This window comes from Enterococcus hailinensis (assembly GCF_045862035.1).
GTDB classification, from domain to species: Bacteria; Bacillota; Bacilli; order Lactobacillales; family Enterococcaceae; genus Enterococcus_A; species Enterococcus_A hailinensis.
The window spans coordinates 208,003-228,280 of the sequence record NZ_BAAFRV010000002.1 but is presented as its reverse complement, the minus strand read 5'-3'; the positions used below and the strand labels follow the sequence as shown (position 1 = coordinate 228,280).

18 protein-coding genes are annotated in these 20,278 nt (G+C 36.3%); 14 read left to right on the top strand and 4 right to left on the bottom strand.

Translation table 11 applies throughout. From position 1 onward, the window contains the following. Positions 1 to 15 precede the first annotated feature (15 nt). Positions 16 to 351: a ribonuclease P protein component gene (gene rnpA / locus ACKTSC_RS02895; protein ID WP_332579930.1), complete on the bottom strand. Its 336-nt coding sequence runs from the start codon at positions 349 to 351 to the stop codon at positions 16 to 18. Positions 352 to 487: 136 nt separating this feature from the next. Continuing rightward, positions 488 to 622: a 50S ribosomal protein L34 gene (gene rpmH, locus ACKTSC_RS02890; RefSeq protein ID WP_006703104.1), complete on the bottom strand. Its 135-nt coding sequence runs from the start codon at positions 620 to 622 to the stop codon at positions 488 to 490. 502 nt (positions 623 to 1,124) lie between these two features. Here rpmH and dnaA point away from each other — a divergent pair. The 14 genes from dnaA (at position 1,125) to ACKTSC_RS02820 (ending at position 17,566) form a co-directional block, all read left to right on the top strand. Further along, positions 1,125 to 2,450 (top strand): chromosomal replication initiator protein DnaA, encoded by a 1,326-nt coding sequence (gene dnaA, locus ACKTSC_RS02885; RefSeq protein WP_332579929.1) that lies wholly within the window; start codon positions 1,125 to 1,127, stop codon positions 2,448 to 2,450. A 159-nt stretch (positions 2,451 to 2,609) separates the two neighbouring features. After that, positions 2,610 to 3,740 carry a DNA polymerase III subunit beta gene (gene dnaN / locus ACKTSC_RS02880; protein WP_332579928.1) on the top strand — a complete coding sequence of 377 codons (1,131 nt, stop codon included), beginning with the start codon at positions 2,610 to 2,612 and terminating at the stop codon, positions 3,738 to 3,740. 226 nt (positions 3,741 to 3,966) lie between these two features. Further along, positions 3,967 to 4,209: a S4 domain-containing protein YaaA gene (gene yaaA, locus ACKTSC_RS02875; RefSeq protein ID WP_071858417.1), complete on the top strand. Its 243-nt coding sequence runs from the start codon at positions 3,967 to 3,969 to the stop codon at positions 4,207 to 4,209. Then, positions 4,196 to 5,317, top strand: a complete 1,122-nt coding sequence (recF, locus tag ACKTSC_RS02870; RefSeq protein WP_407856765.1) for a DNA replication/repair protein RecF — start codon at positions 4,196 to 4,198, stop codon at positions 5,315 to 5,317. The genes yaaA and recF overlap by 14 nt, the downstream gene beginning before the upstream one ends. Further along, positions 5,314 to 7,263, top strand: coding sequence for a DNA topoisomerase (ATP-hydrolyzing) subunit B (gyrB, locus tag ACKTSC_RS02865; protein ID WP_332579926.1), 1,950 nt, complete (start codon positions 5,314 to 5,316; stop codon positions 7,261 to 7,263). The genes recF and gyrB overlap by 4 nt, the downstream gene beginning before the upstream one ends. Before the next feature lie 14 nt (positions 7,264 to 7,277). Continuing rightward, positions 7,278 to 9,770 carry a DNA gyrase subunit A gene (gyrA, locus tag ACKTSC_RS02860; protein WP_407856764.1) on the top strand — a complete coding sequence of 831 codons (2,493 nt, stop codon included), beginning with the start codon at positions 7,278 to 7,280 and terminating at the stop codon, positions 9,768 to 9,770. A gap of 193 nt (positions 9,771 to 9,963) precedes the next feature. Further along, the gene (rpsF, locus tag ACKTSC_RS02855) at positions 9,964 to 10,266 is read left to right on the top strand and encodes a 30S ribosomal protein S6 (protein ID WP_071858420.1); all 303 of its coding nucleotides are present in this window, start codon (positions 9,964 to 9,966) and stop codon (positions 10,264 to 10,266) included. 44 nt (positions 10,267 to 10,310) lie between these two features. Further along, positions 10,311 to 10,820 (top strand): single-stranded DNA-binding protein, encoded by a 510-nt coding sequence (ssb, locus tag ACKTSC_RS02850; protein ID WP_071858421.1) that lies wholly within the window; start codon positions 10,311 to 10,313, stop codon positions 10,818 to 10,820. A 23-nt stretch (positions 10,821 to 10,843) separates the two neighbouring features. Next, positions 10,844 to 11,077 (top strand): 30S ribosomal protein S18, encoded by a 234-nt coding sequence (rpsR, locus tag ACKTSC_RS02845; RefSeq protein ID WP_010742563.1) that lies wholly within the window; start codon positions 10,844 to 10,846, stop codon positions 11,075 to 11,077. Between the two features lie 170 nt (positions 11,078 to 11,247). Next, the gene (locus ACKTSC_RS02840; protein ID WP_407856763.1) at positions 11,248 to 13,212 is read left to right on the top strand and encodes a DHH family phosphoesterase; all 1,965 of its coding nucleotides are present in this window, start codon (positions 11,248 to 11,250) and stop codon (positions 13,210 to 13,212) included. Beyond that, on the top strand, positions 13,209 to 13,661 hold the full coding sequence (rplI, locus tag ACKTSC_RS02835) for a 50S ribosomal protein L9 (RefSeq protein ID WP_332579924.1): 453 nt from the start codon (positions 13,209 to 13,211) through the stop codon (positions 13,659 to 13,661). Before ACKTSC_RS02840 ends, rplI begins: the two co-directional genes overlap by 4 nt. Before the next feature lie 135 nt (positions 13,662 to 13,796). Beyond that, a complete protein-coding gene (gene dnaB / locus ACKTSC_RS02830; protein WP_407856762.1) occupies positions 13,797 to 15,158 on the top strand; it encodes a replicative DNA helicase in 1,362 nt (453 codons plus the stop codon). A gap of 174 nt (positions 15,159 to 15,332) precedes the next feature. Beyond that, complete coding sequence (locus tag ACKTSC_RS02825) at positions 15,333 to 16,625, top strand: adenylosuccinate synthase (RefSeq protein ID WP_407856761.1); 1,293 nt, start codon at positions 15,333 to 15,335, stop codon at positions 16,623 to 16,625. A 74-nt stretch (positions 16,626 to 16,699) separates the two neighbouring features. Next, on the top strand, positions 16,700 to 17,566 hold the full coding sequence (locus tag ACKTSC_RS02820) for a DegV family protein (RefSeq protein ID WP_407856760.1): 867 nt from the start codon (positions 16,700 to 16,702) through the stop codon (positions 17,564 to 17,566). Positions 17,567 to 17,609: 43 nt separating this feature from the next. On the opposite strand, the gene ACKTSC_RS02815 is transcribed toward ACKTSC_RS02820, so the two are convergent. Together ACKTSC_RS02815 and ACKTSC_RS02810 are read right to left on the bottom strand one after the other, a co-directional pair. Beyond that, a complete protein-coding gene (locus tag ACKTSC_RS02815; protein WP_332579921.1) occupies positions 17,610 to 18,500 on the bottom strand; it encodes a LysR family transcriptional regulator in 891 nt (296 codons plus the stop codon). 142 nt (positions 18,501 to 18,642) lie between these two features. Continuing rightward, positions 18,643 to 20,262 carry an ABC-F family ATP-binding cassette domain-containing protein gene (locus tag ACKTSC_RS02810; protein ID WP_332579920.1) on the bottom strand — a complete coding sequence of 540 codons (1,620 nt, stop codon included), beginning with the start codon at positions 20,260 to 20,262 and terminating at the stop codon, positions 18,643 to 18,645. Between the last annotated feature and the right edge of the window lie 16 nt (positions 20,263 to 20,278).

Sequence of the window (20,278 nt, the reverse complement as noted above, 5' to 3'; positions counted from 1 at the left end):
ACTTCTGTTTCCTTCCTAACTCAGTATTTTTGCTAATTTTAAAACATGTAGTAGATTTGAACGCATTTCAGCATGAGGTAAGTCTTTTGTAGCTGGGCGAGCAATCACAATAAAATCAATTGGTGGTAATTCTGTTTTAAATTCTTGTAATACGGCACGTATTTGACGCTTTACGTAATTACGCATCACAGCGTTGCCCACTTTCTTCCCTACAGAAATCCCTACTCGAAAATGTTTTTGACCAGAAGGCTCTAGACGATAAACTACGAATTTTCGATTCGCAAAAGAAACACCTTCTTGAAACACCTTTTGAAACTCTCGTTCTTTTTTGACCCGATATTTTTTCTTCATCTAGTTTCCTTCGTTTCTTTTCAATCTATACCTGACAATAATACCATATTTCAAAATAAGGAATCATCCTTATTAGTAGAAAAATTCTTAAATTCTCTATTATTGGATACAAAAAAAACCACTGACCAGCAGTGGCTTAAGCAGCAAGTACTTTTCTTCCTTTACGACGACGGCTTGCTAATACGCGACGGCCGTTTTTAGTGCTCATACGTTTACGGAATCCATGAACTTTTTGACGTTTACGTTTATTTGGTTGATAAGTTCTTTTCATTTAAAATACACCTCCATAACTAACTTTACATAGACATACCTGAATATTATAACGACTCACACCCTATTTTGTCAATCATCAAATATAAAAAAGAAAATTTTTTATCCACAATTTTTGGGGATAAAGCAGACCTTGTTGTGCATAATAGTTTTCCACAAAAAAATGAACTCTATTTTTCCGCTTGTTTTTCCACAAAAAAAGGGTGGATGGAAAACTTATCAACAAGGTGGATAAGTTTTGTGCATAACTCACCTAAGCCCTCTCATATCAACCCTTCATTTTTTAATATTCTGTGCTTATTTCAGAGAAAATCTCTCCTTTTCAAAATTATACACAAGACTTGCGTGGTGACTTTTCCAGCGTGTGTATATTTTTCTGTATTTTTATACATTATGTGGAAAAGTAATTTATTTATTTTATTCTAAGTTAGGTTGTGGAAAACTTATTGAAAAAATGATAAAGTAAGGCTATCTGAAATTTATTAAATTAGGAGGCGAATTATTTGACCTCATTAGACAATTTCTGGCAGGAATTAAAGGACCGCTATAAAGCCGACCTTAATCCTGCCAGTTATGATGCTTGGGTAGGCACAGCTAAACCATTAGCTTTAACAAATAATCAGTTAACAATTGAAGTAACCAGCGATTTACATAAGCGCTATTGGGAAAAACATTTAGCTGCTAAAATTGTAGAAATAGGGTTTAAAGTCACAGGGGATGAGATCATGCCTGTATTTGTGACACCTGATGAGGCACCTGCAGTTAGTATTACAGAAAAAGAAGAAGCTCCTAAAGTAGAAGTTACCAAGCGAGCAATGCTCAATCCTAAATATACATTTGATACTTTTGTTATCGGAAAAGGTAACCAAATGGCACATGCAGCTGCTTTAGTGGTTGCTGAAGAACCTGGATCTATTTATAATCCACTTTTCTTTTATGGGGGAGTTGGCTTGGGGAAAACTCACTTGATGCACGCGATCGGCCATCAAATGTTAGAGATTAATCCTGATGCTAAAGTAAAATACGTTTCTAGTGAAACATTTGCAAATGATTTTATTAATTCGATCAAAAATAAAACTTCTGAGGAATTTCGTCAAGAATATCGCAAGGTTGATTTGCTTTTAGTCGATGATATTCAATTTTTTGCTGACAAGGAAGCTACACAAGAGGAGTTTTTCCATACATTTGAGAATCTATATAATGATAATAAACAAATCGTTTTAACCAGTGATCGTTTACCGAATGAAATTCCTAAACTTCAAGAACGCTTAGTTTCTCGTTTTGCTTGGGGCTTGTCTGTGGATATTACACCACCGGACCTTGAAACAAGAACAGCTATTTTACGAAAAAAAGCACAAGCAGAAAATTTAGAAATTCCAGACGATACATTGAGTTACATTGCAGGGCAAATTGATTCTAATATCCGAGAATTAGAAGGTGCACTTGTTAGAGTTCAAGCATTTGCTACTATGAATAATGCCGATATTACTACAAGTATTGCTGCAGATGCCTTGAAGAGTTTGAAAGGCACAAGTAACTCACAACTAACGATTACTACGATCCAAGAAGAAGTAGCAAAATTTTATCATATCCAAGTAAAGGACTTAAAAGGGAAGAAGCGTGTCAAAGCAATCGTTGTGCCACGCCAAATCGCTATGTATCTTTCACGCGAAATGACTGAAAATTCGTTACCAAAAATTGGAGCCGAATTTGGCGGTAAAGATCACACGACCGTCATTCATGCTCACGAAAAAATTAGTCATCTAGTTAAAACCGATAGTAGCATGCAACAAGAAATATCAGAAATCAAGAATTTGTTATTAGGTTAGTCTGTGGAAAAAGAGAAAAACAAAACACTATTTTTCCACACTGTTTCCACAAGTGGAAAACTTATGATACCAATATTTACTTTCACTTTTCCACAAGATTAACAGGACCTACTACTTATATTACTTATATTACTTAACTAAATAAAAAGGAGTTTCACTATGAAATTTACAATTAATCGCGCTCGCTTCATTCAAGAATTGCAAACAGTACAACGTGCTATCTCAACTAAAACGACAATTCCAATTCTTACAGGAGTAAAAATTGAATTGAATAACGATGGTTTAAACTTAACAGGAAGTAACGCAGATATATCAATCGAGACTTTTTTAGCCACAGATGACGAAAAAGCCGAACTTCAGATTGCAGAAATAGGAACTATCGTTTTACAAGCTCGCTTCTTTAGTGAAATCATTCGTCGCTTACCAGAATCAACTTTCACATTAGAAGTTCAAGAAAATCATCAAGTTTTGATTTCTTCCGGAGCTGCTCATTTTACGGTTAATGGGTTAGACGCAGATAATTATCCACATTTACCAGTAGTGGAAGAGCAAAATCAATTAAAAATCCCTGTCCACATGTTGACAAAATTGATTAGTGAAACAGTTTTTTCGGTTTCACAACATGAAAGTCGTCCAATCCTTACAGGGGTTCACTTTACAATGAATAACGGACAATTACTTGCAGTGGCGACAGATTCACATCGTTTAAGCCAACGTATTGTCCCAGTAGAGAATGCAAGTAAAGATTTTGATATTGTTATACCTGGTAAAAGTTTGGTTGAATTATCTCGTTCATTGTCTGATGAAGAGGCAGAAGTTGAGATTAGTATCATGGAAAATCAAGTATTGTTTAAAACACCAACGATGTATTTCTACTCTCGCTTACTAGAAGGAAATTATCCGGATACAAATCGTTTGATCCCAACAAGTTTTAACACAGAATTGGTATTTTCAGTTCCAACATTTTTAGCTGCAATTGAACGGGCATCATTATTGTCTCATGAAGGTCGAAATAATATTGTACGCTTAGCTATCAGTGATAATTCTGTTATTTTGTATGGTAATTCACCTGAAATTGGTAAAGTAGAAGAAGAATTAGTCTACGAACAAGTTAGTGGTGATCCTTTAGAAATTTCTTTCAACCCAGATTATATGAAAGATGCCTTACGAGCTTTTGGTGATATGAATATCAAAATTCAATTTATTTCATCAATTCGTCCATTCACTTTGGAACCGAGTGAAGGAGATGTTTCCTTTATTCAATTGATCACACCAGTTCGTACAAATTAGAACGATAATCTATAAGTTTCATGAAAAGAATGAAAAATTATGTAAAAGTTAAATTTGCTGTAAAAGGTCTTAAAATCGATTTTAAGGCCTTTTACTTTTTTTTGAGTAATTTAAATAAAACCAGCTAAAACTTCTTATATCGTAAAATATAACGAGTTAATTTGTTTTATCCTTAAAAAAAAGGTATAATAAAGTAGTGTTTCTAGCATGAAAATGAGGGATGAATGTGAAACAGAAAGTTTTTTTAGAAACGGAGTTCATGACGTTAGGTCAACTGCTTAAAGAGGTCAATGTAATTTCTAGTGGTGGACAAGCGAAATGGTTTTTAGCGGAAGAAACAGTCTTTGTAGATGGTGAGTTAGAAAATCGCCGTGGCCGAAAGCTCTATCCGGGAATGATGATTGAAATTCCTGAGGTAGGAACTTTTTTTATGGTCAAAAATAGGACCGAAAATAATGAAGCTGAATAAGCTTGAACTAAGAAATTATCGCAATTATGAAGAGTTATTTCTGGAATTTCCTAATCGATTAAATATTTTCTTAGGAGAAAATGCTCAAGGAAAAACGAATCTATTGGAAAGTATCTATGTTTTAGCACTAACACGTAGTCATCGGACAAATAGTGAACAAGAATTGATCGGATGGAATGATGATTTTGCCTTAATAAAAGGTAGAATTGATCGGGGAACGAGTGAGTTAGAGTTAGAACTACAGTTAACAAAAAAAGGTCGGAAATCTAAAGTCAATCATATCGAACAGAAAAAATTAAGTAGCTACATAGGACAATTAAATGTCATTTTATTTGCTCCAGAGGATCTATCGTTAGTCAAAGGTAGTCCTCAGACAAGACGCCGCTTCATTGATATGGAATTAGGTCAGATCAATCCTGTTTATTTATACGACTTGGCTCAGTATCAGCAAACATTGAAACAGCGTAATCTTTATTTAAAACAATTATCTGAGAAAAAGCAGACAGATATGATCTACTTAGATATTTTGACAGAACAATTGGTGGAATTCGGAAGTAAGGTGTTAACCAGTCGTTTGCAATTTGTAAAAAAATTAGAGCATTGGTCAAATGAACTTCATGGGAAAATTACGAATCAAATGGAAAATTTGACGATTGAATACGAAGCTAGCCTTCCAATTGAGGACGAAGATGTGGCAGCTATTCGAACAATTTTTATGACGGAACTGCAAAAAAATCGTAAACGAGAAATTTTTAAAGGTAATACCTTTTTAGGGCCACATAGAGATGACCTGATTTTTAAAGTCAATCAAAAAAATGTTCAAACATATGGTTCTCAGGGACAACAACGAACAACTGCTTTGAGTGTTAAATTAGCAGAAATTGATTTGATGAAACAAGAAACCGGTGAATATCCCATTTTACTTTTAGATGATGTGATGAGTGAACTTGATGATAATCGTCAAATTCATTTATTAGAAACGATCGAGAACAAGGTGCAGACTTTTTTAACAACAACAACTTTGAATCATGTAAAAGGAAAAATGACGGTTCATCCAGATGTTTTTTATGTCCATCAAGGACAGATAGAAAGGAAAGAAACTGAATGACAGAAGAGGAAAAGAGTTTACAAGAACGTGCTCAAGAATATGATGCCAGTCAGATCCAGGTACTAGAAGGTTTAGAAGCTGTTCGCAAACGTCCTGGTATGTATATTGGATCTACAAGTACGGAAGGCTTACACCATCTTGTATGGGAAATCGTGGATAATTCGATTGATGAAGCTTTAGCAGGATTTGCTACTCATATTCATGTAGTGATTGAAAAAGACAATAGCATCACTGTCAGTGATGATGGACGCGGGATTCCAGTTGATATTCAAGCAAAAACAGGTCGTCCAGCATTGGAAACAGTATATACGATTTTACATGCCGGAGGGAAATTCGGCGGTGGCGGATACAAGGTATCTGGGGGACTTCACGGCGTTGGAGCCTCTGTTGTAAATGCATTATCTGTTAGCCTAGACGTACGTGTATTTAAAAATGGAAAAGTTTATTTCCAGGAATACCGTCGTGGAGCAATCGTAGATGATTTAAAAGTTATCGGCGATACAGAGCAACATGGGACAACTGTTCACTTTAGTCCTGACCCTGAGATTTTTACCGAAACAACGGTTTTTAGTTTTGATAAATTAGCCACTCGTGTTAGAGAATTAGCCTTCTTAAACCGTGGCTTGAAAATCTCGATTGAAGACAAACGTGAGGAAGAACCTGTTTTACGTGAATTCCATTATGAAGGTGGAATCAAAAGTTATGTAGAACATTTGAATCATAATAAAGCCGTGATTTTTGAAGAACCTGTTTATGTAGAAGGTGAGCAACAAGATATCACTGTAGAAGTAGCAATGCAATATACTGATGGTTACCATACAAACATCTTAAGTTTTGCCAATAATATCCATACCTATGAAGGTGGAACGCATGAATTTGGTTTTAAAACAGCATTGACACGTGTGATCAATGACTATGCTCGTAAACAAAAAATCATGAAAGACAATGATGAAAACCTATCTGGTGAAGATGTTCGTGAAGGTTTGACTGCAGTTATTTCTATCAAACATCCAGAACCGCAATTTGAAGGTCAAACAAAAACTAAATTAGGAAATTCAGAAGTAAGAACAGTAACGGATCGTTTGTTCTCAGAGAATTTCTTGAAATTCCTAATGGAAAATCCTTCTGTTGGTCGTCGAATCGTCGAAAAAGGGATTTTAGCATCAAAAGCACGATTAGCTGCTAAACGTGCACGTGAAGTTACACGTCGTAAAGGAACATTAGAAATCAGTAATTTACCAGGTAAATTAGCTGATTGTTCAAGTAACGATCCTGAAAAATGCGAATTATTCATCGTCGAAGGAGACTCTGCAGGCGGATCTGCTAAACAAGGGCGGAGTCGTGAGTTCCAAGCAATTTTACCGATTCGTGGAAAAATCTTGAATGTAGAAAAAGCTTCAATGGATAAAATTTTAGCTAATGAAGAAATTCGTTCATTATTTACTGCAATGGGAACTGGCTTTGGAGCAGATTTTGATGTATCAAAAGCTCGTTATCATAAATTAGTAATCATGACGGATGCTGACGTCGATGGTGCACATATTCGGACGTTGTTGTTGACCTTGTTCTATCGTTATATGAGACCAATCGTGGAAGCCGGTTATGTTTATATTGCGCAACCACCGCTATATGGAATCAAACAAGGAAAGAATATTACTTATATTCAACCAGGAAAAAATGCAGAAGAAGAATTAGCTCAAAAAATTGCTGAACTACCAGCGACACCAAAACCAAATGTTCAACGTTACAAAGGTTTGGGTGAAATGGATGATCATCAATTATGGGAGACAACGATGGATCCAGAAAATCGTTTAATGCTGCGTGTAAGCGTTGATGACGCGATTGAAGCCGATCAAGTCTTTGAAATGTTAATGGGAGATCGAGTAGAACCACGCCGTGCGTTTATTGAAGAAAATGCACACTACGTTAAGAATTTGGATATTTAGTGAGGAGGATCATTTTGGAAGATCGAAAAGAAAATATACATGACGTCAATCTAAGCAGTGAAATGCGAGAATCCTTCATTGATTATGCAATGAGCGTTATTGTGGCACGGGCATTACCGGATGTAAGAGATGGATTGAAACCTGTACACCGTCGAATTTTATATGGAATGAACGAATTAGGAGTTACACCAGATAAACCACATAAAAAATCTGCTCGGATCGTTGGGGATGTTATGGGTAAATATCATCCTCATGGTGATAGTGCAATTTATGAGTCAATGGTACGGATGGCACAAAGTTTTAGCTATCGCAATATGTTAGTGGATGGACATGGTAACTTTGGTTCCGTGGATGGTGATGGCGCCGCAGCTATGCGTTATACCGAAGCTCGGTTAAGTAAAATTGCGATGGAAATGTTGCGCGATATCAACAAAGATACTGTAGACTTTCATGGAAACTATGATGACAGCGAACGCGAACCTGATGTATTACCAGCTCGTTTTCCTAACCTATTAGTTAATGGTGCAACAGGTATTGCCGTTGGGATGGCCACGAATATCCCGCCGCATAACTTACGTGAAGTAATTGCCGGGATCGAATTGTTAGTGAATAATCCTGAAGCAACGACGCAAGAATTGATGGAAGTAATCCCAGGACCAGATTTTCCAACCGGAGGATTAGTCATGGGGAAATCAGGTATTCGTCGTGCTTATGAAACTGGGAAAGGTTCAATTACAGTACGAGCTAAAATTGAGATTGAAGAGCAAAAAAATGGCAAAGAGCGAATTATCGTGACTGAGTTGCCTTACATGGTAAATAAAGCAAAATTAATTGAACGTATCTCTGAATTACACCGCGACAAACGAGTAGAAGGGATTACCGATCTACGCGATGAATCTTCTCGCGAAGGTATGCGAATTGTTATCGAAGTTCGTCGAGATGTCAGTGCATCAGTGATTTTAAATAATCTATACAAAATGACTTCCCTACAAACGTCATTTAGTTTTAATATGTTAGCAATCGAAAAAGGTGTTCCACGTATCCTTAATTTGAAACAAATTTTAGAAAACTACGTAGAACATCAAAAAATCGTTATTACTCGTCGAACAATTTTTGATAAGAAAAAAGCTGAAGCACGTGCTCATATTCTTGAAGGTTTACGCATTGCTTTGGATCATATTGATGAAATTATTTCAACGATTCGTAGCTCTGCTTCTGACGATATAGCTAAAGCTACTTTGATTGAGCGTTTCGAATTATCAGATCGCCAAGCACAAGCTATCTTGGATATGCGTCTACGCCGTTTAACGGGCTTAGAACGTGAGAAAATTGAAAATGAATATCAAGAGCTCTTAAAAACGATTCGTGACTTAGAAGACATTTTAACACGTCCTGAGTGTGTAATAGAAATCATACTGACTGAATTAGCTGAAATTGCAGCTAAATTTGGTGATGATCGTCGAACAGAATTATTAGTCGGCGAAGTATTGAGTTTAGAAGACGAAGATTTGATTGAAGAAGAAGATGTCGTTATTACCTTAACGAATAATGGTTATATCAAACGGTTGGCTTCAACAGAGTTTCGTTCGCAACGTCGCGGTGGTCGTGGTGTCCAAGGAATGGGCATCCATAATGATGACTTCGTGAAAAAATTAGTATCATGTTCAACACATGACACATTATTATTCTTTACTAATAGTGGTCGTGTATACCGTGCGAAAGGATATGAAATACCTGAGTACGGCCGTACAGCTAAGGGAATACCAATAATTAATTTATTAGGTATTGATTCGAGCGAAACAATTCAAGCTGTAATTGCAGTGAATGGAAAAGCAGAAGATGGACACTTCCTATTCTTTGTTACGAAGAAAGGAACTGTGAAGCGAACAACTGTCACAGCCTTCTCTAATATCCGTGCTAATGGGTTGATTGCGATTGGATTACGTGAGGGTGATGAATTAGTAAACGTTATGTCTACTGAAGGCGATGAAACGATCATTATTGGAACACACGATGGTTATTCTGTTACCTTCAAGGAAGAGGCAGTTCGGGACATGGGCCGTACAGCTAGTGGTGTACGGGGAATTCGATTACGCGATGAAGATTATGTGATTGGATCGGCTGTCTTAAATGAAGAACAAGAAGTGCTAGTAATTACTGAAAAAGGGTATGGAAAACGTACTAAAGCTTCTGAGTACCCAATCAAAGGACGCGGCGGTAAAGGAATCAAAACTGCAAATATTAAAGAAAAAAATGGACCATTAGCTGGATTAACTGCTGTCAATGGAGACGAAGATATCTTATTGATCACAGATAAAGGTGTTATTATTCGATTTAATGTTGCTGGAGTATCTCAAACAGGTCGAGCAACATTGGGTGTCCGTCTAATGAAGATGGAAGAAAATACGAAAGTTGTTACTATGGCAATCGTAGATAAAGAAGATGAAGAAACTAATGTGGAAGAAGCAACAGTCGTTGAAGAAACACAAAATGATTCAGAAGCTTAATAAAAAGTAAAATGATGAAAAAGAGTTGAGAGTAATCTCAGCTCTTTTTCGTAGCTTAAGTAAAGAAATAGTTGATTTTTGAAAGGCGATTGTGTATAATCAGTATTTGTGAGTAGTCTAGAGAAAATTTTAGATCGCTCTCCTTGCTCTTAAGAAATTTGAGAGCCTATAGTCCATAGGGAGGTGAAAATCAATGAGTCAAAATACGAAGTATGAAATCACATACATCATTCGTCCGAACATTGATGAAGAAGCAAAAACTGCTTTAGTAGAACGTTTCGATACAATTTTGAAAGATAATGGCGCTGAAATTATCGATTCAAAAGATTGGGAAAAACGCCGTTTCGCTTACGAAATGAACGGATTCCGTGAAGGCATCTACCACATCGTCAATGTAACTGCGCCAACAACAGCTAGTGCAGTTAACGAATTCGATCGTCTTGCAAAAATCAATGACGGCATTATCCGTCACATGATCGTTAAGATTGAAGAATAATTGTTTCACGTGAAACAATTGACGAGAAAGGAGCTGGCTTTACTTTGATTAATAATGTTGTATTAGTTGGTCGTTTAACAAAGGATCCTGATTTGCGTTATACAGCAAATGGTACTGGAGTAGCTACGTTTACATTAGCTGTGAATCGTAATTTTACGAATCAAAGCGGTAATCGTGAAGCAGACTTTATCAATTGTGTGATTTGGCGTAAATCAGCAGAAACTTTAGCAAATTATGCGCGCAAGGGAACTCTTTTAGGTGTGACTGGCCGTATCCAAACCAGAAATTATGAAAATCAGCAAGGTCAACGTGTCTATGTGACAGAAGTTGTTGCTGAAAACTTCCAGTTATTGGAATCTCGTTCTGCAAACGAACAACGTCAACAGAACCCAAGTTCTAATGATGACAGTTTCCAAAGTGGAGGAAATAATTTTAACAACAATTATAATCAATCCTCTCAGTCAGCTAAGAACACTATGCCTGACTTCGATCGAGATTCAGATCCATTTAGTGGATCCTCAATCGACATTTCAGATGATGATTTACCATTCTAACAATTGAATAGGAGGGAAACGGAATGGCACAACAAAGAAGAGGTCGCAAACGTCGTAAAGTAGACTATATTGCAGCTAACCATATCGAATACATCGATTATAAAGATATCGAATTATTAAAACGTTTCATTAGCGAACGTGGTAAAATTTTACCTCGTCGTGTAACTGGAACTAGCGCTAAAAACCAACGTAAATTAACGATCGCTATCAAACGCGCTCGTATTATGGGCTTATTAGCATTCGTCTCTGAAGAATAAAATATTGTAATCAAAGACTTCATTTTTATGAAGTCTTTTTTTGTTCCACGTGAAACTTACGGAAAGTCGCTTGTAGAAGAAGAGTGTGATAAAATTAATTTGTTAACCAATATATTCTTTTTTATATAGGTATTTGATTAAATATATAAAAATGAGTGGGGAGGTTTTAAATGGAGAAAATTTCGCGAATGAAATGGTCTGCAATTTTTATCGGGCTATTAATTATTCAAGTAGGATCAATCTTTCTTTTGACAGCTAACTATTTGACAGCTGGAATTGTTATCTTAATCGATGTATTATTATGGATATATGTAATAGTCTTACGTAGACATATTGAGATAAGCAATCAACAAAGGATTCAGTATGCATCAAGAAGAGCGCAAGAAGCGCTTAAATATGTTTCTAATGATATGCCAGTAGGAATTATTACGTGGGATAAGGATCATTTATTTACGTGGATGAATCCGGCCATAAGCCAAAAAATTCAAAGCTTATCTGAAGCAGATCAGCAAGACATGGTGAATGAATTATTGCAACGGGCCGAAAAAGGAAAAACAGTTTATAAGATTGAGAGTACTCTTTATCATTTTGAGATAGATATTGAAAAAAAAATTGTCTATTTGATTGATGTAACAAAGGAATATGCTTTGGAGAATCGAGAGAAGCAACAGCAATCAGTAGTAGGGATTCTTTCAGTAGATAATTATGACGATGTTATTGATCGCAGAGATGATAAAGAAATCTCAAATTTAAATTCATTTATTACGACAATTATTTCTGATTGGATGGATTCTTATCAAATTTTTTATAAGCGTGTGAATGCTGAGCGTTTCTATATCTTCGCCCGCTATAATGATTTGGAAAAAATGATCGAGAATAATTTTGATCTCTTAGAACATATTCGAGCTTCTGCTGAAAAACAGGATATGTTAATAACCATTAGTATGGGAATCAGCTACGGTGATGAATCTTTAGAAATAATTGGTGATGAAGCACAAAATAATTTAGATATTGCTTTAGTACGTGGTGGGGATCAAGTTGTTGTAAAAAATGCAGTAAAAGATCAAAAACCTGTTTTTTATGGTGGTAATTCAGCTAGTGCTGCTAAACGGACACGCGTACGCTCTCGTGCAATGTCGACAGCATTAAAAAATGTCTTTAATCAAACAGGAAATGTCTATGTGATGGGTCATCGATTCCCAGATATGGATGCTATCGGTTCAGCTTTTGGCGTTGCCTGTCTTGGTCGCTACTATGATAAAAATGTTCAAGTGGTGATAAATGAAAATGAGACAATTCCTGATGTAGATCGTTGTTTAGCTGAAATTCATGAAAATAGTGAGTTAGAAAATTTAGTGATTTCACCAGACGTAGCTAAGAAGCAGCGTAAAGCTGGTGATTTATTAGTAATGGTAGATTACCATCGACCATCATTATCGATTGATCAAGAGTTATATGAACAATTTGAGAATATTGTAATTATTGACCATCATCGGCGAGGAGAAGAGTTTCCAGAGCAATCTTTATTAACATATATCGAGTCTTCTGCGTCTTCAACCTCAGAGCTTGTAACAGAATTGATTCAGTTTAAGAGCAATGAAGGTCGTCGAATGAGTAAGATGGAAGCGACTCTTTTATTAGCGGGGATCACGGTAGATACCAAAAATTTTGCTGTTCGAACGACGGCACGTACGTTTGATGTTGCTAGTTATTTAAAGACTTGTGGTGCAGATGCTTCTTTAGTACAATATTTACTAAGCACGGATATTCAATCTTATTTAGAAATTAGTAAGTTGATAGGGGCTAGTGATTATGTTAGAGATGATATTGTTGTTACTACAGGGACAGATGATCAAGGATATGATAGTGTAACGGCAGCTAAAACAGCAGATACCTTATTATCTATGGTTGATATAAATGCAGCATTCGTTATCATTAAAAGAACTGATGGTGTCATTGCTATTAGTGCAAGAAGTTCTGGGACGATAAACGTCCAGAGAGTGATGGAGGCATTAGGCGGCGGTGGACATTTTACAAATGCAGCGACACAACTTATGGATACTACGATCACAGAAGCCAAAGAGCAATTATTGCGCGCAATCAACAAACAGTTAACGGAGGGGACAGAAGAATGAAAGTAATTTTCTTGCAAGATGTCAAAGGTAAAGGTAAAAAGGGAGATGTCAAAGAAGTCCCAACAGGCTATGCACAAAACTTTTTATTGAAAAACAATTTAGCAAAAGAAGCTACTAAAAGTAGTATTTCTGAATTAAGCGGACAGAAAAAAGCCCAAGATAAAAAAGCTGCAGAAGTTTTAGCAGAAGCAAAAGAAGTCGCTGCATTCTTAGCAAAAGAAGATACTGTTGTTGAGATCAAAGCTAAAGGTGGCGAAGACGGCCGATTATTTGGGTCAATCCCTTCAAAACAAATTGCTGAAGGATTAAAAAAACAATACGATTTAAAAATAGATAAACGTAAAATTGAATTGGAAAATCCAATTCGTACATTAGGCTATACGAAAGTTCCGGTCAAACTTCATAGTGAAGTAGAAGGAATCATCAATGTACACGTAATTGAAGAATAACTAATGGTCCATCTGATAATTAAAGAGGGCAAGAGCGTTTTTTGAGATTTTCAACTAACACTCTTGCTCTTATTTTTATTGTATTTACTAAGTAGATTTTGTAAAATAGATGGACGAAGAGGAGCGTAAATAGACATGAGCGAAATGTTGCAAGATCGTGTGCCGCCTCAAAGTGTCGAAGCTGAGCAAGCTACATTGGGTTCCATTTTTTTAGACACAGATGCTTTGATTACGGCTATGGAATACATAGTTCCAGAAGATTTTTATCTTCGGGGACATCAATTGATTTTTCGAGGAATGATTCAATTAAATGACCGAAATGAAGCCATTGATGTCATTACAATCAAAGAGTTACTAGAACAGCAGAATCAATTAGAAGATGCTGGCGGTTTAAGTTACTTATCAGAATTAGCGCTAAGCGTTCCTACAGCAGCAAATGTAGGGTATTATGCCAAAATCGTTGAAGAGAAATCATTATTGCGAAATCTTATCCAAACAGCAACGAATATCGTGACGCAAGGTTTTGAGCAAAGAGACGACGTTCAGACGATTTTAGACACTGCTGAACGTAATATCATGGAAGTTTCTGAACGTCGAAATAAGAGTGGTTTTTTGACGATCAGTGAAGTCTTAAATACAGCAATTGAAAATATTGATCAGCTCGCTCGAAATGACGAAGAAATTACTGGATTGCCTACAGGTTACGCAGCATTAGATAAAATGACTGCCGGTCTGCAATCGGAAGAATTAATCATTCTAGCTGCTCGACCTGCAGTAGGTAAGACAGCTTTCGCGTTAAATATTGCTCAAAACGTTGGAACCAAAACAGATAAATCAGTTGCGATCTTTAGTTTGGAAATGGGTGCCGAATCATTAGTAAACCGGATGCTTTGTGCCGAAGGTTCTATAGAAGCTAGTCATTTAAGAACAGGTCAATTATCTGAAGAAGAATGGCAGAACTTGATTGTAGCAATGGGAAGTTTGTCACGTTCAAATATCTATATCGACGATACACCAGGAATAAAAATATCTGAGATCCGGGCAAAATGTCATAAACTTGCAAAAGAAAAGGGCAATTTAGGCTTGATCTTGATTGATTATTTACAGTTGATCGAAGGTACCGGAAGAGAAAATCGTCAACAAGAAGTTTCTGAGATTTCTCGTCAATTAAAGAAACTAGCGAAAGAATTGAAAGTACCGATTATTGCATTGTCACAGCTTTCTCGTGGTGTAGAACAACGACAAGATAAACGACCAGTTTTAAGTGATATTCGAGAATCAGGTTCTATTGAACAAGATGCCGATATCGTCGCTTTCTTGTATCGAGATGATTATTATGAGCGTGAGGGCGAAGAAGAGGAAGATTCTTCTGCTAATCGTAATGTGATTGAAGTGATCATCGAAAAAAACCGGAGTGGAGCTCGTGGGACGGTAGAGTTACTTTTTATCAAAGAATACAATAAATTTTCTTCCTTATCTCCTAGAGAAGAATTTTAGCGCAAGGTTGATCCTAGCGCTTTTTTTCTATTCAAAAAGAATTTTTCAAAAATAATGTTCGTGATTTACCTCTTAAAACACTTATTTTAAATTTAATATTCGAATTTAAGTTGAAAGATAGCGATATTCTTGATACAATAGTTCAGGATTAAAAAAATTAAATGAGGTGTTCAGATGTCATCTGTAGTAGTTGTAGGAACGCAGTGGGGCGATGAAGGTAAAGGAAAAATCACAGATTTTTTAAGTGAAAATGCAGAAGTCATTGCTCGTTACCAGGGTGGAGATAACGCAGGTCATACAATCAAATTTGACAATGAAACATATAAATTACATTTGATTCCTTCTGGGATCTTTTACAAAGAAAAGATAAGCGTTATTGGTAATGGCGTAGTCGTCAATCCTAAATCATTAGTAACCGAGTTAGCTTATTTACATGAACGGGGAGTTGCAACAGATAATTTACGTATTTCCGATCGTGCTCATGTCATTTTGCCATATCACATCAAATTAGATCAATTACAAGAAGATGCAAAAGGTGAAAATAAAATCGGTACAACAATCAAAGGTATCGGACCAGCATATATGGATAAAGCAGCTCGTGTTGGGATCAGAATTGCTGATTTATTAGATAAAGAAATTTTTGAAGAACGTTTGAAAATCAATTTAGAAGAAAAGAATCGTCAATTTGTCAAAATGTTTGATGACGAAGCTATTGATTTTGCTGATATTTTTGAAGAATATTATGAATATGGTCAACAAATCAAGAAATATGTAACAGATACTTCTGTTATCTTGAATGATGCATTAGACGAAGGCAAGCGAGTACTATTTGAAGGAGCACAAGGCGTAATGCTAGATATTGATCAAGGGACATATCCATTTGTCACTTCGTCGAATCCAGTTGCTGGTGGTGTAACTATCGGAAGCGGGGTAGGTCCATCAAAAATTGATAAAGTCGTAGGTGTTTGTAAAGCTTATACTTCCCGTGTCGGTGATGGTCCGTTTCCAACTGAATTATCTGATGCAATCGGCGATCAAATTCGTGAGGTTGGTCGTGAATATGGGACAACAACAGGACGTCCGCGACGTGTCGGTTGGTTTGACACAGTTGTAATGCGCCATTCAAAACGGGTTTCTGGGATCACAAATCTATCTTTGAATTCGATTGATGTATTGAGCGGTTTAGAAACGGTTAAAATTTGTACAGCTTATGAGTTAGATGGAGAATTGATTTACCATTATCCAGCAAGCTTAAAAGAATTGAATCGCTGTAAACCTGTGTATGAAGAATTACCTGGTTGGAGTGAAAATATCACAGGCTGTCGTGATCTAGCTGATCTTCCTGAAAATGCACGTAATTATGTTCGTCGCATCTCTGAGCTAGTCGGTGTTCGGATTTCTACTTTTTCTGTAGGTCCAGATCGTAACCAAACAAATATTATGGAAAGTGTTTGGGCGCAAATCTAACAAATCGTGAGACAAGCACTCAATAATTTAGTAAAATAAAGATACTATGATGTGGGTGTTTGGAGGAAAACAATATGTATCAAATTCTGACAGATTCTTGTTGTGATGTACCTTATGCATTACTAGAAGAAAATAATGTCGATTTTATTTCGATGTATGTTACCGTTGAAGGTAATGAAATCGCAGATGATTTAGGTCGAAATTTTAAGATTGATGATTTTTATCAAAAAATCAAAGAGGGCGCCATGCCAACGACTTCACAAGTCAATGTGGGACGCTATGTGGAATTTTTCCGTAGTTATGCAGAAAAGAATATTCCTATTTTGTATATTTGTTTTTCATCAGGTATGAGTGGCTCGTATCAAAGCGCACTACAAGCTGTTGAAATTTTAAAAGAAGATCTGCCAGATGCCGAAGTATATATCGTTGATTCTTTAGCAGCCAGTGGCGGTGAAGGATTAATGGTTTATGAAGCTGCTCAGAAGCAGCAAGCAGGAATGTCTCTGAACGCTTTATATAACTGGTTAGAAGAAAATAAATTAACCTATCATCATTGGGTAACTGTAGATGATCTACACCATTTACAAAGAGGCGGACGTATTTCCAGAACAAGCGCAGCGATTGGCGGGTTAATGAATATCAAACCAATTATTACTGTAGATGTAGCAGGTAAATTACAAAATGTTGAAAAGATCCGTGGTCGTAAAAAGGCATTGCAGTTAGTAGCCGATAAAATCAGTGCTGCCACAACAGACCCTGAAAATCAAACGATTTTTATTACCACGAGTGCTGATCAGGCGGGTGCCGAAGAAGTAAAACGTCATTTAGAAGAAAGTATTCATCCAAAAGAAATCAAGATCTTTCCATTAGGAACGACGATTTCTAGCCATACTGGATTAGGTTGTATTGCGGTATTTACCCGTGGAAATAAACGAACTTAATAAAAAACGAGGAAATCAGAATAGATTTCCTCGTTTTTTTTTTTTAATTTTTTTGTTGGCTAAATTCACGAATAAGGTCAATTAGTTGCCCTCGAACTACTGTATCTAAAACTTGTTCTCTTTGAACTAATGAAATCATAAAAGTTGGTTGAGGCTGATCTGTGATCGGAATCGTGACTAAATTATCTTCAGGAGATACTGCCAGTTCTGCTAAAAATCCGATACCTACTTTTTCTTGGATCATTCCTTTTAAAATATTCAAATTATTATTTTGGTAGATGATCTGAGGTTCAAAATGAGCTTGTTTAGCCATCATTTTAAAGGCTGTTGGGTGGACGTAATGTTCATTCAACAAAACAAAAGGTTCATCTTTAAGTTCAGCGAAGGAGAGTTCTTTACGTGTAGCTAAGTGATGATCAGGACTCACTACGATCATAAAGTTTTTTTCCACCAGCAATTCGCTAGTTAATTCGTCATCGTGAATTGGTTCGATTGTTCCCAATAAAGCTAAATCAATTTTACCGCGGCGCAATAGGCTGTAGAGATCTCGTGAACCGCCATCTACTAGATGGATATGACGCATAAGATTATTTTGAAAAAGATAAGAAGATAATTTTGGAAAATAAAAATTTCCAATAATCGGAGGTAGCCCAAAATCGAGTGTTTCATCCTTCAAGCGATCAATTTCAGTTACTGCGATCGTTAATTCTTTTAGGATATTAGAGATATGACGAGACAATACCATACCGGATTGAGTAATAACTAATTGTTTATGAGATTGGTCACGATAGACAAGTTCTGTTCCAAGCTCTTCTTCTAAGCGTTTGACTGCGTATGTAATGGTGGGTTGGCTGACATGAAAAGCTTTTGCCACTTTGGTAAAACTCTTTTCACGCACTAAGCGTTGAAAATATTCTAAGTCTTTAAAATTCATTTTAAGCTCCTTTATAGCTATTAGACTATCATATAAATAAAATTTATGCTAATAAAACTAACAATAGAGTAAGAGTGGTACAGCAGTAGTACAGATATGCAAAAATAAAAAAACTGCGCGAAAGACTCGCACAGTTTTTTTATTAGTAGAGAGTACTCATTTGTTTCTGTACTTCTGGATTTTCTAAAAACTCATCATAAGTAGTTTCAGCACGATCCACTACACCGTTACTTGAAACCGCGATGATCCGATTAGCGATTGTTTGAATGAATTGATGATCATGAGAAGCGAATAGGATCGAACCTTTATAAGCAATCAAACCTTCATTCAATGCTGAAATCGATTCTAAATCTAAATGATTTGTTGGATCATCTAATACTAAGACATTGGATTTCGAAAGCATCAATTTAGATAACATACAACGAACTTTTTCTCCACCAGATAAAACATTGACAGATTTCATGACTTCATCGCCTGAGAATAACATACGTCCCAAGAAACTACGTAAAAAGGTATTGTCATCTTCTTCTTTACTTGCATATTGACGCAACCAATCAAGAATTGGCATTGAGCTATCAAATTCTTTGGTCGTGTCTTTTGGCAAGTATGCTTGGCTAGTCGTAACGCCCCAGCGAACAGTACCTGTATCAGGTTTTAAATCACCCATGATTACTTTAAATAGCGTTGTTGTCACTAAGTCATTTTCAGCAACAAAAGCAACTTTATCATCACGATTCAGAGTGAACGAGATATTATCTAAAACTTTTTTGCCATCGATTGTTACGCTGACACCATCTACTTGTAACAAGTCATTTCCAATTTCACGTTCAGGTTTGAATTGAACGAATGGATAACGACGTGAAGATGGTTGAATGTCATCTAAAGTAATTTTGTCTAACATTTTTTTCCGCGAAGTTGCTTGTTTTGATTTTGAGGCATTGGCACTAAAGCGTGCAATAAATTCTTGTAGTTCTTTGATTTGTTCTTCTTTTTTAGCATTTTGTTGAGACTGTAATTTTGTAGCCAGTTGACTAGATTCTAACCAGAAATCATAGTTTCCAACATATAATTTGATTTTTCCGAAATCTAGATCAGCCATGTGGGTACAAACCTTATTCAAGAAATGACGGTCATGGGATACAACGATCACGGTGTTATCAAAATTAATCAAGAATTCTTCTAACCAGTTGATCGATTGGATGTCTAATCCGTTGGTTGGTTCATCTAGAAGCAAAACATCGGGTTTGCCGAAAAGAGATTGCGCTAATAACACTTTTACTTTTTGGCCAGCAGTCAACTCGCTCATTTTTTGTTGGTGTAGATCTTCGGAAATATTTAATCCTTGAAGCAAGACGGCTGCTTCAGGTTCGGCTTCCCAGCCATCAAGTTCAGCAAATTCACCTTCTAGTTCAGCTGCTCGAATGCCATCTTCATCAGAAAAATCTTCTTTCATATAGATAGCATCTTTTTCTTGCATCACTTCGTATAAACGCTCATGCCCCATGATGACTGTTTCCAGAACGGTGTATTCTTCAAAGTCAAAATGATTTTGTTTTAAAACAGCCATTCGTTCGTTCGGTCCTAAAGTAACAGAGCCAGTAGAAGGCTGGATATCGCCTGCTAAAATCTTAAGAAAAGTTGATTTTCCGGCACCATTTGCGCCGATCAACCCGTAACAATTGCCGGGAGTAAATTTAATATTTACGTCATCAAATAATTTACGGTCAGGAAACTGTAAACTAACATCACTTACTGTAATCAATGATTTTCCTCACTTT

Coding starts and splice junctions, on each gene's coding strand:
- rnpA (WP_332579930.1), bottom strand. CDS start 351: ATGAAGAAAAAATATCGGGTCAAAAAAGAACGAGAGTTTCAAAAGGTG.
- rpmH (WP_006703104.1), bottom strand. CDS start 622: ATGAAAAGAACTTATCAACCAAATAAACGTAAACGTCAAAAAGTTCAT.
- dnaN (WP_332579928.1), top strand. CDS start 2,610: ATGAAATTTACAATTAATCGCGCTCGCTTCATTCAAGAATTGCAAACA.
- recF (WP_407856765.1), top strand. CDS start 4,196: ATGAAGCTGAATAAGCTTGAACTAAGAAATTATCGCAATTATGAAGAG.
- gyrB (WP_332579926.1), top strand. CDS start 5,314: ATGACAGAAGAGGAAAAGAGTTTACAAGAACGTGCTCAAGAATATGAT.
- rpsF (WP_071858420.1), top strand. CDS start 9,964: ATGAGTCAAAATACGAAGTATGAAATCACATACATCATTCGTCCGAAC.
- rpsR (WP_010742563.1), top strand. CDS start 10,844: ATGGCACAACAAAGAAGAGGTCGCAAACGTCGTAAAGTAGACTATATT.
- ACKTSC_RS02840 (WP_407856763.1), top strand. CDS start 11,248: ATGGAGAAAATTTCGCGAATGAAATGGTCTGCAATTTTTATCGGGCTA.
- rplI (WP_332579924.1), top strand. CDS start 13,209: ATGAAAGTAATTTTCTTGCAAGATGTCAAAGGTAAAGGTAAAAAGGGA.
- dnaB (WP_407856762.1), top strand. CDS start 13,797: ATGAGCGAAATGTTGCAAGATCGTGTGCCGCCTCAAAGTGTCGAAGCT.
- ACKTSC_RS02825 (WP_407856761.1), top strand. CDS start 15,333: ATGTCATCTGTAGTAGTTGTAGGAACGCAGTGGGGCGATGAAGGTAAA.
- ACKTSC_RS02820 (WP_407856760.1), top strand. CDS start 16,700: ATGTATCAAATTCTGACAGATTCTTGTTGTGATGTACCTTATGCATTA.
- ACKTSC_RS02815 (WP_332579921.1), bottom strand. CDS start 18,500: ATGAATTTTAAAGACTTAGAATATTTTCAACGCTTAGTGCGTGAAAAG.